Genomic DNA, 15,398 nt, shown 5'->3' with positions numbered 1-15,398 from the left:
ATGTCCGATAAGTTCGGCACCTTAGCCTGTTTTTCCGCGCATCGCAGCCCCCTACCCTGCCTCCTTGCCCCTTCAAGGAGACTCCCATGAACAACAACACTTCAGTGACCGCTACGGCGCCCGTGCATGAACCCTTGCCATTGGCAGGGTTGCTGGCCCTGGCCTCGGCCGGCTTTATCACCATCCTCACCGAGGCCATGCCCGCCGGGCTGCTGCCGCAAATGAGCGCCGGGCTGGAAGTGTCACAGGCGCTGGTCGGGCAGTTGGTGACGCTCTACGCCCTGGGCTCATTGCTCGCGGCCATCCCGCTGACCTTGCTGACCCGTGGCTGGCGTCGCAGGCCTCTGCTGTTGATCGCCATAGGCGGCTTTGCCTTGGTCAACAGTGTCACCGCGTTTTCCAACCACTACGGCGTGACCTTGATCGCTCGCTTCTTTGCGGGTGTATTCGCCGGGCTGCTGTGGGCGCTGTTGGCAGGCTACGCCAGCCGCATGGTTGCCCCTCATCTGCAGGGCCGGGCGATCGCCGTGGCCATGCTCGGTGCGCCGCTGGCCTTGTCCCTCGGCGTACCTGCTGGCACCCTGCTTGGCACGCTGGTCGGTTGGCGCAGCAGCTTTGCCATCATGACCGGCCTGACCCTGTTACTGCTGGTGTGGGCGCGCTGGCAATTGCCGGATTTTGCCGGAGAAGCAGCCAGCAAACGTCTGGACTTGAATCGCGTGCTGGCCATGCCGGGAATCCGCCCAGTGCTGTGGGTGACCTTCACCTATGTGTTGGCTCATAACATCCTCTACACCTACATCGCTCCCTTGCTGGTGCCCGCCGGCATCGGCAGCGAGATCGACCAGGTATTACTGGTGTTCGGCTTGATGGCGTTGGTAAGCATCTGGTTGGTGGGCATATGGATTGATCAACACCTGCGGTTGCTGACGCTGATCAGTTGCGCGACGTTCGCCGCAGCTGCCCTGCTCCTGGGTTTCTGGATCAGCTCTGCGATCTGCATCTACATCAGCGTGGCGGCCTGGGGCCTGGCTTTCGGAGGCCTACCGGCCCTGCTGCAAACCGCACTCGCGAAGTCGGCCGGCAACTCGGCTGATGCCGCGCAATCCATGCTGGTCACCGCATGGAACCTTGGCATTGCCGGGGGTGGGTTGGCTGGCGGCTTGATGCTCCAACACTGGGGCGTCATCGCATTTCCATGGGCCGTGCTGGGGTTGATAGCGCTGGCGCTGGGTGCAATGACGGGCAAGGCCTGGCACGGCCGATGACAAGTTTGTTTACAACTTATTCCTCAACTTCCTATCATCGCCTCTGGGTGCGTTGCTGCATAAGGCGCGGCGCAGGTTAAAAGCCAAGCATTGGTCGGGCCGCCAATGGAGATTTGTCGTGCCTGATAAACACCCTGCCATCCCCCGCCCTCAGCGCCTGACTGAGGGCGCGCTGTCTGCCCTTGAGCGTTTTTCCCATATCGAAGCCGTGAGCGGTATCGTCCTGCTGTTGGCAGCGATCGTGGCGCTGATCTGGGCCAACAGCCCCGCCGCAGCGACCTACGAGCACTTCTGGAATACGCCTGTTACCCTGGGACTTGGCGATTACAGCGTGTCGCGCTCCCTGCACTTTCTGGTCAATGACGGGCTGATGACCATCTTCTTTCTGGTAGTCGGCGCCGAGATCCGTCAGGAAATCAAAGATGGCGCCCTGGCCAACCTGAAACTGGCCACGCTGCCCTTGGGCGCTGCGCTGGGCGGTGTGCTGATGCCTGCACTCATCTACACCCTGCTCAACCACGGCACCGTCGCCGCCAGTGGCTGGGCGGTACCCACCGCGACCGACATCGCGTTTGCTGTGGGCGTGCTGGCGCTGCTGGGCAAGTCGATTCCCAGTGGCGTGCGTATCCTGTTGCTGGCCCTGGCGATCATCGATGACATCGTGGCGATCCTGATCATCGCGATCTTCTTCACTGCCAGTCTCGATTACATGGGCTTGGTGATTGCCGCAGGCGGGCTGGCGCTGGTGCTGGTGTTCCAACGCATGGGCATCGGCAAGGCCGCGATCTATCTGTTACCTGGCGCGATTGTATGGTTCGGGCTGCTCAAGACCGGCGTGCACCCGACCCTCGCCGGGGTGATCCTGGGCTTGATGACGCCGGTCAACTCCAAGCCCACCACGGAGCGCCCGCTGGAGACCATTGAACGCACGTTCAACGAGCTGATGGAGCGCTTCTCGCATTCGGCAGAAGGCCCCCAACAGGTCGCCCAGCCCCTCAAGCAACTGCGCCAAGCCCAGCGGGAGATATTGCCGCCGGTGCAACGGGTGCAATCGGCACTGCATCCGTGGGTGGCATTCGGCGTGATGCCGCTTTTCGCCCTGGCCAATGCTGGCGTGAGCCTGCACGGCTTCAACCTGGATGATCCGATGGCTCACGGGGTGTTCATGGGGGTCATCTTTGCGCTGGTACTCGGCAAACCCCTGGGCGTGATGCTGGCGAGCCTGATGCTGGTCAAGCTCAATATCTGCAAGCTGCCGGACGGTGTGACCTGGACAGGCGTCGGCCTGGTTGGCCTGCTGGCCGGGATCGGGTTCACCATGTCGATCTTTATCTCCTCTCTGGCCTTCTCGGACCCTGCCTTGCTCTCGGCCGCCAAGCTCAGTGTATTGGCCGCTTCGACCCTGGCAGCGGTGATCGGCCTGACCTGGGGCAAGCTCAAGTTTTCAGGCAAGCACCCATAAGGCGAGTTAAGCACCCACTTTATCAAAGGCAAAAAAAGACCCCGGCCTTTTCAGGACGGGGTCTTTTTTATTCAAGCCGACATCAGTACTTCTTGATGTCTGCCTGGGTTTCCAGCTGCTTGCGGAACGCCGCGAAGTCCTGCTGGCCGATACGGGAAGCGAGGAAGCGGCGGTATTGCGCCTTTTCTTCGTCCGTAGGGGCAGCCGCTTCGTTGACGCCGTTCAAGCGCACAATCACCAGGCTGCCATCACGCAGCGTCACCGTGGTGAAGGTAGGCTTGTCCTTGGCCGCAGGCTTGGGCATGCGGAACAGGGCTTGCAGCACGGCTGGGTCGATGGATTCCTGACCGCGGGTCGCCGCTTCAGTCACCTTCCAGGCCTGACCGTCAATCGGCTGGTCCAGCGCGGTTTTGCCGTCACGCAGGCTGGCGATCAACTCGTCTGCATGGGCTTTGGCGGCAGCGCTCGCACGCTCCTTGGTCATCTGGGTGCGAATCGCCGCAGCAACGCTCTCAAGCGGCAGTTGAGCCGGCTTGAGATGCTCTTTGGCACGCAACACGATGATGGTTTCCGGGTCCAGCTCGATGGCGCTGCTGTTGGCACCTTCATCCAGCACTTCCGGGCTGAATGCCGCAGTCACCACGGCACGGTTGGCTGCAACGCCTTCGCCACCTTCACGGCCAAACGGCGCCGAGGTGTGGACGGTCAGCTTCAGGTCAGATGCCGGCTGGGCCAGGTCGGACGCTTCGAATGCCGCATCTTCCAATTGCTTGGTCGCTTCGACAAACCGCTGTTCAACCTGTTGGGTCTTGAGCTCGCGGGTCAGCTTGTCTTTCAGGCTGGCAAACGATGGCACCTCAGGTGCTTCAACGCCCAGCAACTTGATCAAGTGCCAACCGAAGGCACTGCGCACCGGCGCCGATACCTGGTCTTGCTTCAAGCCGTACAGGGCCGTTTCGAAGTTCGGATCGTAGACGCCAGGGCCGGCAAAGCCCAGGTCACCGCCATTGTTGGCCGAACCTGGATCCTGGGAGAACTCCTTGGCCAGGGCTTCGAACTTCTCGCCTTTGGCCAGGCGTGCCTGGACTTCTTCGATCTTGGCCTTGGCTTGCGCCTCGGTGACCTTATCGTTGACTTCGATCAGGATGTGCGCGGCACGACGCTGTTCAGCGAGGTTGGCGGTTTCCTTCTCGTAGGCAGCCTGCAGTTCATCGTCCTTGACGGTGACCTGGTCGAAGAAGGAGGACTTCTTCAATTCCAGATAGTCGATGACCACCTGGTCCGGGGTCATGAACTCTTTGGCGTGCTGGTCGTAGTAAGCCTTGACCTCATCATCGGTGAGCTTCACCGCTGCCGGGTCTGCCTTGATGTTGACGGTGGCGAAATCGCGGGTCTGTTTTTCCAGACGGGCGAATGCCAGCACCTCGGCATCGGTGACGAAACCGCTGCCGGCGATACCTGCGCGAACCTGGCCGATCAGCATTTCCTGGGTCAGCATCTGACGGAATTGCATACGGCTATAGCCCAGTTGACGGATCACCTGATCAAAACGTTCGGCATTGAACTTGCCATCCACCTGGAATTCCGGCGTCTGCAGGATCACCTGGTCCAAAGCGGCTTCCGAAAAGCCGAACTTGGCATCAGCAGCGCCTTGCAGCAGCAGCTTGCGGTCGATCAGGCCCTTGAGGGCCGCGTCGCGCAGCAGTTTTTCGTCCAGCAGCGAAGCATCGAAATCCTTGCCCAGCTGTTGCATCAGCTGGCGACGTTGCATGTCGACAGCCTGGCTCAGTTCGGTCTGGGTGATCTGTTCACCGTTGACCTTGGCCACGTCCTGCGCGTTATTACCCGAAGCCTGGAAAATGGCTTCGATACCGGTGAACGCCATCAATGCGACGATGATCCCGATAATGGTCTTGGCAATCCAGCCTTGTGAATTGTCCCTGATATTTTGCAGCATGCGTCCCCCAGAAACGGTTGAACTTCAAAAATAGGCAACCGTGGAGCGTGGGTAGAGTCCGGATAGAAGAAAGGCGCATCCGAGGATGCGCCTTCTCGTAACTGGCGGAGCGGACGGGGGTTTGAACTCTCACCCCCGGCGTGGCGACCCGATGGATACGTGGGTCGCTACCGCTCCGCTGCCAGGTCGGACGTGCGTCCGACCCGGGTAAGCAAAGGCTTGATCGAAGCTTAGTTAACGGCTTCTTTCAGGGCTTTACCGGCTTTGAAACCTGGTTTCTTGGCAGCAGCGATTTGCAGTGCTTTGCCAGTCTGTGGGTTACGGCCAGTGCGAGCTGGGCGGTCAGTCACAGAGAAAGTACCGAAGCCTACCAGTACCACGGAGTCGCCGGCCTTCAGAGCGCCAGTGACGGATTCGATTACTGCGTCCAGCGCACGGCCAGCAGCAGCTTTCGGGATATCAGCGGATGCGGCGATAGCATCAATCAGTTCCGACTTGTTCACTCTAAGTCCCCTTATATATCTATTGAGTATGATTCTAAGTTTTTTGGTAAAAGCAAAAACCAGTGCTGGGTGGCCTACAGACACTTAAGAGCCGCTTTATAACAAGGGCTCTAAAAAGCTGTCAAGGAAGCCCCGAGGCTTTAACACATTAATGCGTGCTAATTCTTTCCTTGGAATCTGACTCGCGTTTTTCGTCCTTCGCGACTATCTCCGGAGCTACATCCGGCAAGGGTTCCGGCGCGTATTGCAGCGCAATTTGCAGGACCTCGTCAATCCATTTAACCGGTTTAATCTGAAGATCCTGCTTGATGTTGTCAGGAATTTCCTTCAAGTCGCGAACATTCTCTTCCGGAATGATCACCGTCTTGATTCCGCCCCGGTGAGCCGCCAGCAATTTCTCTTTCAGACCACCGATGGCCAATACCTGACCACGCAGGGTAATTTCCCCGGTCATTGCGACGTCAGCGCGCACAGGGATGCCAGTCAATGCCGACACCAGGGCCGTGCACATGCCTACGCCCGCGCTAGGGCCGTCTTTCGGGGTCGCCCCTTCCGGCATATGGATATGGGTGTCGTGCTTCTCATGGAAGTCCAGCGGGATGCCCAGGCTGCGGGCGCGACTGCGCACCACGGTCTGCGCGGCCGTGATGGATTCGACCATCACGTCACCCAGGGAGCCGGTCTTGATCAACTGGCCTTTGCCGGGAATCACCGCAGCTTCAATGGTGAGCAATTCGCCACCCACCTGAGTCCACGCCAGGCCAGTCACCTGCCCGACCTGGTCCTGCTGCTCGGCCAGGCCGTAGCGGAATTTCTTCACGCCCAGGAAGTGCTCCAGGGAGTCGGCAACTACCTTCACAGAGAAACGTTTTTCCAGTGCGTGTTCTTTCACCGCCTTGCGGCAGATCTTCGCGATCTGGCGCTCAAGGCCCCGTACACCGGCCTCGCGGGTGTAGTAACGCACGATGTCGCGGATCGCCTCGACCTCAAACTCGATCTCGCCCTTCTTCAGGCCGTTGGCCGAAATCTGCTTGGGTGCGAGGTATTTGACGGCGATATTGATCTTCTCGTCTTCGGTGTAACCCGGCAGACGAATCACCTCCATCCGGTCCAGCAAGGCTGGCGGAATGTTCATGGAGTTGGAGGTGCACAGGAACATTACGTCAGACAAGTCGTAGTCGACTTCCAGGTAATGGTCGTTGAAGTTGTGATTCTGCTCCGGATCGAGCACCTCAAGCAGCGCGGAGGCAGGATCGCCACGCATATCGCTGCCCATTTTGTCGATTTCATCGAGCAGGAACAGCGGGTTGCGCACGCCCACTTTTGTCATCTTTTGAATCAATCTTCCTGGCATCGAACCGATGTAGGTACGGCGATGACCACGGATTTCCGCCTCGTCACGCACACCACCCAGGGCCATGCGCACAAACTTGCGGTTGGTGGCACTGGCAATCGACTCGGCCAGGGAGGTTTTACCCACACCCGGAGGGCCAACCAGGCACAACACCGGACCACGAATCTTTTTCACGCGCTTTTGCACGGCAAGGTATTCGAGGATGCGCTCTTTGACTTCCTCAAGACCATAGTGGTCGGCATCGAGGATTTCTTCAGCGCGAGCCAGATCCAGGCGTACCTTGGTCTGGGCCTTCCACGGCACCTGCACCAGCCAATCGATGTAGGAACGCACCACGGTGGCTTCGGCCGACATTGGCGACATCTGCTTGAGCTTGTTCAGCTCCGCGGTAGCCTTGGTCAAGGCATCTTTGGGCAGGCCAGCGGCATCAATGCGCTTTTTCAGCTCTTCGATTTCGTTGTGGCCTTCCTCGCCGTCGCCGAGCTCCTTCTGAATAGCCTTCATCTGCTCATTCAGGTAGTACTCGCGCTGGCTGCGCTCCATTTGCTTCTTCACCCGACCGCGGATGCGCTTTTCTACCTGCAACAGGTCGATTTCGCCGTCCAGCAGCGCCAACACATGCTCGACACGGGCCGACAGGTCGATGATTTCGAGGATGTCCTGCTTCTGCTCGATTTTCAGCGCCATGTGCGCGGCCATGGTATCAACCAGGCGGCTTGGTTCATCAATGCTGCTGAGGGAAGACAGCACTTCAGCCGGGACTTTCTTGCCCAACTGCACATACTGCTCGAACTGCGAGAGCAGGCTGCGCACAAACACTTCGGATTCGCGCTCGGCAGCTTCGACTTCTTCGATCAGTGCCACTTCGGCGCGCAGGTGCCCGTCCACTTCCATGAAACGCTCTACGGCACCGCGCTGCTCGCCTTCCACCAGCACCTTGACGGTGCCATCAGGCAGCTTGAGCAATTGCAGCACAGTGGCAATGGTGCCGACGCGATACAGGGCATCTTCACCCGGATCATCATCAGCAGGATTCTTCTGGGCCAACAGCAGGATCTGCTTGTCGCCCGTCATCGCAGCCTCGAGGGCTTCGATAGACTTCTCGCGCCCCACGAACAGCGGGATAACCATGTGCGGATAGACGACGACATCACGCAACGGCAGGAGAGGCAATTCGATGGTTGTCTTCATGATTTCGCCTCTATGACAGTTGATAAGTAAGCATGAAACCAAGATGGGGGTTACATGCAAAAAAAACAAGCTCAATGCCAGTAGTTAAACGCATGAATACACGCGAATTTAACCACCGCACCAAGAAAACGCCCCAAAAAACAAGGGGCCCCTAAAGGCCCCTTGCTTGTACCGCAACTGCTGAACGCTTACGCGTCTGGCGCAGCCTTGGCCGTCGGCTCACTGTTTTCGTAGATATACAGTGGCTTGGACTTGCCTTCGATAACGCTTTCGTCGATCACCACTTTGCTCACCTCAGACTGCGAGGGGATTTCGTACATGGTGTCGAGCAACACGCCTTCGAGGATCGAACGCAGGCCACGTGCACCCGTCTTGCGCTCCAGTGCCCGCTTGGCCACCGATTTGAGCGCGTCGGTACGGAACTCGAGGTCCACGCCTTCCATCTCGAACAACTTGGCGTATTGCTTGGTCAGGGCGTTCTTAGGCTCGGTGAGGATCTGAATCAAAGCCGCCTCATCCAATTCGTCCAATGTCGCCAGGACCGGCAAGCGGCCGACGAATTCCGGGATCAGACCAAACTTGACCAGATCGTCAGGCTCGACTTCACGCAGGGACTCGCCCACCTTCTTGCCTTCTTCCTTGCTGCGCACTTCCGCACTGAAACCAATGCCGCCACGGGTGGAGCGCTGCTGGATAACCTTCTCCAGGCCGGAGAATGCGCCACCACAAATGAACAGGATGTTGCGCGTATCAACCTGAAGGAATTCCTGCTGCGGGTGCTTGCGGCCGCCTTGTGGCGGTACGGAAGCAACCGTGCCTTCGATCAGTTTCAACAGTGCCTGCTGCACGCCTTCACCGGAAACGTCCCGAGTGATCGACGGGTTGTCGGACTTGCGCGAAATCTTGTCGATTTCATCGATGTAGACAATACCCATCTGGGCCTTCTCTACGTCGTAGTCGCACTTCTGCAGCAGTTTCTGAATGATGTTCTCGACATCTTCGCCCACATAGCCAGCCTCGGTGAGGGTGGTGGCGTCGGCAATGGTGAACGGAACGTTCAGCAGGCGAGCGAGGGTTTCCGCAAGCAAGGTTTTACCCGAGCCTGTAGGACCGATCAGCAGGATGTTGCTCTTGCCGAGTTCGACCTCGTCGCCTTTCTTGTCACGCTGGTTCAGGCGCTTGTAGTGGTTGTACACCGCTACGGCCAGAACCTTCTTTGCACGCTCCTGGCCAATAACGTATTGGTCCAGGATGCCGCTGATTTCTTTAGGCGATGGGAGTTTGTGCGCACTGCTCTCGGCCTGGGCTTCCTGCACCTCCTCGCGGATGATGTCATTGCACAGGTCGACGCATTCGTCGCAGATAAACACCGAGGGGCCGGCAATCAATTTGCGTACTTCATGCTGGCTTTTGCCACAGAAGGAGCAATAGAGCAGCTTGCCGTTGTCCTCGCCGTTGCGGGTGTCAGTCATTCGTTCGATCCAAATCCGATAGGCTTGCAACACAAGATGAAGGCTTATGCGGGCTTTTTCAAGCCCGCAAGTGGTCGGACATGCCGACCAGCCCTATTTTGAGCGGCTTATATTAAGCGGGGCGCTTTTCGATCACTGCGTCGATCAACCCGTATTCACGGGCGGCTTCTGCGCTCATGAAATTGTCACGGTTGGTATCGCGCTCGATTTCTTCCAGTGTGTGCCCGCTGTGCTTGGCCATCAGCGTGTTCAGACGCTCACGAATGAAGAGGATTTCCTTGGCATGGATTTCAATGTCCGATGCCTGGCCCTGGAAACCGCCCAGTGGCTGGTGAATCATCACGCGTGAGTTCGGCAGGCAGAAACGCTTGCCTTCGGCACCCGCCGTCAGCAGGAACGCGCCCATGCTGCAAGCCTGGCCGATGCAGGTAGTCGACACGTTTGGCTTGATGAATTGCATGGTGTCGTAGATCGACATCCCTGCGGTCACCGAACCACCTGGCGAGTTGATGTAGAGATGGATGTCCTTGTCCGGGTTTTCCGCTTCAAGGAACAGCAATTGCGCACAGATCAGGTTAGCCATGTAGTCCTCTACCGGGCCAACCAGAAAGATCACTCGCTCCTTGAGCAGGCGCGAGTAGATGTCGTAGGCGCGTTCGCCACGAGCGGACTGCTCGACAACCATCGGGACCAGGCCGCCGGCGGCCTGGATATCAGAGTTCTGCTGAATATAGGAATTACGGAACATGCTCTGCAGTTACTCCCAAATAGTCATGTCTTGAAAACGCATAAGCCAGCGCGAGGCTGGCTTATGGTTGAATTTCCAACGAGTTGGACAATCAGTCGGCTTGTGCTGCTTCCGCCGGTTTGACTGCTTCTTCGTAAGAGACCGCTTTATCGGTCACCTTAGCCTTCTGCAGAACAGTATCCACAACTTGTTCTTCAAGCACAACCGAACGTACTTCGTTCAGCTGCTGGTCATTCTTGTAGTACCAAGCCACGACCTGCTCAGGCTCCTGGTAGGCCGAAGCCATTTCCTGGATCATTTCGCGAACGCGGTCTTCGTCAGGCTTGAGGTCGAACTGCTTGACCACTTCAGCCACGATCAGGCCCAGCACAACGCGGCGCTTGGCTTGCTCTTCGAACAGCTCGGCTGGCAGTTGGTCAGGCTTGATGTTGCCACCAAACTGCTGAACAGCTTGTACGCGCAGGCGATCCACTTCGTTGGACAGCAGGGCCTTTGGCACTTCGATCGGGTTGGCGGCCAGCAGACCGTCCATGACCTGGTTCTTGACCTTGGACTTGATGGCCTGGCGCAGTTCACGCTCCATGTTCTTGCGAACTTCGGTGCGGAAACCTTCGATGCCGGTTTCCTTGATACCGAATTGAGCGAAGAACTCTTCGTTCAGCTCTGGCAGCTTAGGCTCGGAAACGCTGTTGACGGTAACGGTGAACTCGGCAGCTTTGCCGGCCAGGTCCAGGTTCTGGTAGTCCGCTGGAAATTCCAGGTTCAGAACGCGCTCTTCGCCGGATTTGGCGCCAACCAGACCGTCTTCGAAGCCAGGGATCATGCGGTTGGAACCCAGCACCAGCTGAGTGCCCTTGGCGGAGCCGCCAGCGAACACTTCGCCGTCAACCTTGCCAACGAAATCGATGTTCAACTGGTCTTCGTTCTGGGCAGCACGCTCGGCCACTTCAAAACGGGTGTTCTGCTTGCGCAGGATTTCCAGCATGTTGTCCAGGTCCGAATCAGCCACTTCGGCGCTCAGACGCTCGATTTCGATACCTTCGAAACCAGCCACTTCGAATTCCGGGAACACTTCGAATACGGCAACGTATTCCAGGTCCTTGCCAGCTTCCAGGGACTTGGGTTCGATCGAAGGCGAGCCAGCCGGGTTCAGCTTTTGCTCGACAACGGCTTCGTAGAAGGAAGCCTGGATCACGTCACCTACAGCTTCCTGGCGCGCATCGGCACCAAAACGACGCTTGATTTCGCTCATCGGCACTTTGCCTGGACGGAAACCAGCGATCTTGGCCTTCTGGGCAGTCTGCTGCAGACGCTTGTTGACCGCAGTCTCGATACGCTCTGCCGGCACGGTGATGCTCAGGCGGCGCTCGAGAGCAGTAGTATTTTCAACAGAAACTTGCATGGATATTCCTCGTTGCACAGACGTTAGCCGGCCATTTCCGACCCCAATCAAGGGCATGCATTCTAGTGGGTCAAACTCAAGAAGTCACCCTACTGAAAATACAGCGGAAAACAGCCGGCAATTTATCGGTACGAAGGCACGGATGCACCTCGCCCCGGTGACAAATACAGCCAACTGCGCCAGGGCTCTGCGCCGCCTCTTCTATATAGAAGAAACCAGTCATTTCCCTGACGCCCGACCCCGCGCACAGGGCCTGCGGGCAGCGCGGCATCATCGAGACACACAAATACGATGAAACACCCCACCCTTTCGACCTTGCACCTGCAGCTGCCGGATATACGAACCGCTAAAACCAAAAAAGGCGCCAGACTGTTAAATCTGGCGCCTTTCGAATATGGGGTGGACGAAGGGGATCGAACCCTCGACAACGGGAGTCACAATCCCGTGCTCTACCAACTGAGCTACGCCCACCATATTGCGTTAACAAAGAAACCAAACTACTTCTTTGTTGAGCCCTGCCCCGCCTGGCGGCACAGCAAAGCTTTAATTGGTGCGGATGAAGAGACTCGAACTCTTACGCCTCGCGGCGCTGGAACCTAAATCCAGTGTGTCTACCAATTCCACCACATCCGCGCTTGAAGCTCTTAAAGCAAAGGCGCCAGACGATTAATCTGGCGCCTTTCAAAATATGGGGTGGACGAAGGGGATCGAACCCTCGACAACGGGAGTCACAATCCCGTGCTCTACCAACTGAGCTACGCCCACCATATAGCGCTACTTGTGCCAAAGCTGCCTAATGGCGCACCCGGCAGGACTCGAACCTGCGACCATCCGCTTAGAAGGCGGATGCTCTATCCAGCTGAGCTACGGGCGCCTGATTAATCTGTACTCTTGGAGGATTACAAACTAAGTGTTTCCAGCCTTGCAGGACAACAATTCTGCTCGACCTTCTAACCAGTGCTAGGCTGTGCCCGACAAGTGCGACGAATAGTATAGAGCGTCCTGATACCCGTCAAATCTTTTTTAAAAAAAACTGATTTTATTTAAGGGCTTAGGGCAATTTGCAGACCAAGCGCCTTTGCCCTCGCGCCCTGGCGTGCGAGAATGCGCGCACTTTTCTTCCCCCTCTCGATGGTTAATCACGCGTAATGACTGCACAACTTATCGACGGCAAATCAATCGCCGCCAGCCTGCGCCAGCAGATCGCCAAACGCGTCACCGAGCGTCGCCAGCAAGGCCTGCGCACGCCTGGCCTCGCGGTGATCCTGGTCGGCAGCGATCCTGCCTCTCAGGTTTATGTCTCGCACAAGCGTAAAGACTGTGAAGAGGTCGGCTTTATTTCCAAAGCCTACGACTTGCCTTCTGACACCACTCAACAGGCCCTGACCGACCTGATTGACCGCCTCAACGATGATCCGGAAATGGACGGCATCCTGCTGCAGCTGCCGCTGCCCGAGCACCTGGACGCCTCCAAGTTGCTGGAACGCATCCGCCCGGACAAAGACGTCGACGGTTTCCACCCTTATAACGTCGGCCGCCTGGCCCAACGTATCCCGCTGCTGCGCCCATGCACACCCAAAGGCATCATGACCTTGCTGGAAAGCACCGGGGTCGATCTCTATGGTCTGGACGCAGTCGTGGTAGGCGCATCCAATATCGTCGGTCGCCCGATGGCCATGGAGCTGCTGCTGGCCGGCTGCACCGTGACCGTCACCCACCGCTTCACCAAGGACCTGGCTGGCCACGTTGGCCGCGCCGACCTGGTGGTGGTCGCTGCTGGCAAGCCGGGGTTGGTCAAAGGTGAATGGATCAAGGAAGGCGCCATCGTCATCGACGTGGGCATCAACCGCCAGGATGACGGCAAGCTGGTCGGCGACGTCGTCTACGACACTGCCCTGCCCCGCGCCGGCTGGATCACGCCAGTGCCAGGTGGTGTCGGACCGATGACCCGCGCCTGCCTGTTGGAAAATACCTTGTACGCAGCAGAAACCCTGCACGGTTAATAACCAAGCGTAATGAAAAAGCCCTGCCTTAGTGCGGGGCTTTTTATTGCCTGAGAAAAAACTGTTTTTTCTTAGTTTTTAAGCACTTTCATCCGGTTCTGGAAGAACATTCGACAGTTTCTGATCCATACTCCTAGAATGTAACGTCATTTTTCATAAAGCCCGTTCCCGAACGGTATTTCCTTACTTTTTAGCGAGTTCATCCGCGTGAAAATTCGTCTCTCTATTGTCGGCCTGTTTTTCGCTTTGACAGGCACCTTCGCCCACGCCGCCGAATCCACCCTGGCCCCGCGTGACGCCTCCAAACTGCAAATCGCCTCCGGCAGCGCCATGCTGGTGGACTTGCAAACCAACAAAGTCATTTATTCCAGCAATCCCGACGTGGTGGTCCCCATCGCTTCAGTGAGCAAACTGATGACCGGCCTGATCGTGCTGGAAGCCAAGCAGAACATGGATGAGTACATCGACATCAACATCACCGACACGCCAGAGATGAAAGGCGTGTTCTCCCGGGTAAAAATCGGCAGCCAGATGCCGCGCAAGGAAATGCTGCTGATTGCGCTGATGTCCTCGGAAAACCGCGCCGCGGCGAGCCTGGCCCACCACTATCCGGGTGGCTATGCGGCATTCATTGCGGCGATGAACGCCAAGGCCAAGTCCCTGGGGATGACCAGCACCCACTATGTGGAGCCTACCGGCCTGTCGATCCATAACGTCTCGACCGCTCGCGACCTGAGCAAGCTGCTGGCGTACGCGCGTAAATTCCCGATGCTGAGCCAGTTGAGCACCACCAAGGAAAAGACCGTGGCGTTCCGCAAGCCCAACTACACCTTGGGTTTCTCCAACACCGACCACCTGATCAACCGCGCCAACTGGGACATTAAGCTGACCAAGACCGGCTTCACTAACCAGGCGGGGCATTGCCTGGTGCTGGTCACAAGCATGGGCAACCGCCCGGTTTCGCTGGTGATCCTGGATGCCTTTGGCAAGTTCACCCACTTTGCCGATGCCAGCCGTATTCGCAGCTGGGTTGAGACCGGCAAAGGCGGCGCGGTGCCGGACGTTGCGTTGCGCTACAAGGCTGACAAGAATCTGAAGAACCGGGGGAATGCGGTAGAAGTTCGCCGCTAACTAACCACCATCTTATTGAAATAAGCAGGCCCAATGTGGGAGGGGGCTTGCTCCCGATGGCGGTGTGCCAGGCTATAAAACTTATCCTGATCAACCGCTATCGGGAGCAAGCCCCCTCCCACATTTTTATTTGCGTTCTGCCAACACTTTGAGCGCTTGGGCCGCTGCCCCTTCCTGCCCCGCCTGGCCTGTTGCATTCGCCGCATCACGCCAGCGCTGCGCATCCACATTGGCCGGTAATTGGCTCGGCCGCTGGGTGAGGATAGCCCAGTGCCCCGCGCTCTTCCACGCCGACTCGAAGTCGCTGAATTCCATAATCAATCGGCGCTCGTTTCCAGAGCGCAACAACACCGTGCTCTTCTGCTGGTTGAACCCCACCACCACGACATAACGCGCTCCGGACCAGAAGCTGGAATTGATTCGCGCCATCACCGGGTAACCCGCCGCCACCTGCGCCAGCACCGCGGTCAGCTTGGCGTCCAGTGGGTACACCATCAGCCCGTATTCGCGCGCCAGCACCTGCATGTTGCGTTCGAGGTTCGCCTCAGCACCCGGCAGGCGCAGCGGCTTGTCCAGCAACCCCGGTGTCATGACAATGCCTTGTTGCGACAGCATACTGGCAAGTGCCGTAGGACCGCTCTGATAAGCCTCGCTGCGAAAGGTCGGCACGCCGTTGAGTTCAACGCGCTCCGGCAGGCCGGACAGCTTCGACGGTTGGCTGGAACAAGCCGTTAACCCCAGGGCACAAGCCAGCAAGATGGATGTTTTAAGGTTCGAGCGTAAGCGCAATGTTTTACTCTCTTGATCAACGGGCGGTGAGGGCCCTGATCATAGGATGCTCTTGAGCGCGGGTATAGCCTGGCACATCAGTAAAGCACCCGCGATAGAGCAAACAAGTTGGACAGAC

Annotated in this window: 11 protein-coding genes and 4 tRNA genes; 4 read left to right on the top strand and 11 right to left on the bottom strand. The window is 57.8% G+C overall.

What is annotated here, in order from left to right:
- Positions 1–86 precede the first annotated feature (86 nt).
- Positions 87–1,268 (top strand): MFS transporter, encoded by a 1,182-nt coding sequence (locus tag E4P01_RS17475; RefSeq protein ID WP_216091747.1) that lies wholly within the window; start codon positions 87–89, stop codon positions 1,266–1,268.
- Positions 1,269–1,386: 118 nt separating this feature from the next.
- Positions 1,387–2,730: a Na+/H+ antiporter NhaA gene (gene nhaA / locus E4P01_RS17470; RefSeq protein WP_032880524.1), complete on the top strand. Its 1,344-nt coding sequence runs from the start codon at positions 1,387–1,389 to the stop codon at positions 2,728–2,730.
- Positions 2,731–2,812: 82 nt separating this feature from the next.
- Here the strand turns inward: nhaA and E4P01_RS17465 are convergent, their stop codons facing one another.
- The 10 genes from E4P01_RS17465 to E4P01_RS17420 all read right to left on the bottom strand — a co-directional run bounded on the left by E4P01_RS17465 (position 2,813) and on the right by E4P01_RS17420 (position 12,231).
- Positions 2,813–4,687, bottom strand: coding sequence for a SurA N-terminal domain-containing protein (locus tag E4P01_RS17465; protein WP_248130099.1), 1,875 nt, complete (start codon positions 4,685–4,687; stop codon positions 2,813–2,815).
- A gap of 230 nt (positions 4,688–4,917) precedes the next feature.
- Positions 4,918–5,190, bottom strand: a complete 273-nt coding sequence (locus tag E4P01_RS17460) for an HU family DNA-binding protein (protein WP_003174819.1) — start codon at positions 5,188–5,190, stop codon at positions 4,918–4,920.
- A gap of 148 nt (positions 5,191–5,338) precedes the next feature.
- Entirely contained in the window at positions 5,339–7,735 is a 2,397-nt protein-coding gene (gene lon / locus E4P01_RS17455) for an endopeptidase La (RefSeq protein ID WP_032880520.1), read from the bottom strand.
- A 188-nt stretch (positions 7,736–7,923) separates the two neighbouring features.
- Positions 7,924–9,207, bottom strand: a complete 1,284-nt coding sequence (gene clpX / locus E4P01_RS17450) for an ATP-dependent Clp protease ATP-binding subunit ClpX (protein WP_003238279.1) — start codon at positions 9,205–9,207, stop codon at positions 7,924–7,926.
- Between the two features lie 112 nt (positions 9,208–9,319).
- A complete protein-coding gene (clpP, locus tag E4P01_RS17445) occupies positions 9,320–9,955 on the bottom strand; it encodes an ATP-dependent Clp endopeptidase proteolytic subunit ClpP (RefSeq protein ID WP_005789297.1) in 636 nt (211 codons plus the stop codon).
- A 91-nt stretch (positions 9,956–10,046) separates the two neighbouring features.
- Positions 10,047–11,357, bottom strand: coding sequence for a trigger factor (gene tig, locus E4P01_RS17440; RefSeq protein WP_216091748.1), 1,311 nt, complete (start codon positions 11,355–11,357; stop codon positions 10,047–10,049).
- A 395-nt stretch (positions 11,358–11,752) separates the two neighbouring features.
- Positions 11,753–11,828: transfer RNA gene (locus E4P01_RS17435), tRNA-His, on the bottom strand.
- A gap of 77 nt (positions 11,829–11,905) precedes the next feature.
- Positions 11,906–11,990, bottom strand: a tRNA-Leu gene (locus E4P01_RS17430).
- 56 nt (positions 11,991–12,046) lie between these two features.
- A tRNA-His gene (locus tag E4P01_RS17425) sits at positions 12,047–12,122 on the bottom strand.
- Between the two features lie 32 nt (positions 12,123–12,154).
- Positions 12,155–12,231: transfer RNA gene (locus E4P01_RS17420), tRNA-Arg, on the bottom strand.
- Positions 12,232–12,505: 274 nt separating this feature from the next.
- Here E4P01_RS17420 and folD point away from each other — a divergent pair.
- A complete protein-coding gene (gene folD, locus E4P01_RS17415) occupies positions 12,506–13,360 on the top strand; it encodes a bifunctional methylenetetrahydrofolate dehydrogenase/methenyltetrahydrofolate cyclohydrolase FolD (protein ID WP_005789300.1) in 855 nt (284 codons plus the stop codon).
- A gap of 207 nt (positions 13,361–13,567) precedes the next feature.
- On the top strand, positions 13,568–14,491 hold the full coding sequence (pbpG, locus tag E4P01_RS17410) for a D-alanyl-D-alanine endopeptidase (protein ID WP_078821725.1): 924 nt from the start codon (positions 13,568–13,570) through the stop codon (positions 14,489–14,491).
- A 126-nt stretch (positions 14,492–14,617) separates the two neighbouring features.
- On the opposite strand, the gene E4P01_RS17405 is transcribed toward pbpG, so the two are convergent.
- The gene (locus E4P01_RS17405) at positions 14,618–15,280 is read right to left on the bottom strand and encodes a peptidase C39 family protein (RefSeq protein ID WP_032880515.1); all 663 of its coding nucleotides are present in this window, start codon (positions 15,278–15,280) and stop codon (positions 14,618–14,620) included.
- Positions 15,281–15,398 lie beyond the last annotated feature (118 nt).

The organism is Pseudomonas sp. NCIMB 10586, from assembly GCF_023127895.1.
Lineage (GTDB): Bacteria > Pseudomonadota > Gammaproteobacteria > Pseudomonadales > Pseudomonadaceae > Aquipseudomonas > Aquipseudomonas synxantha_A.
Note: the sequence above shows the minus strand (reverse complement) of the source record. Positions and strands in the feature narration are given on the sequence as shown.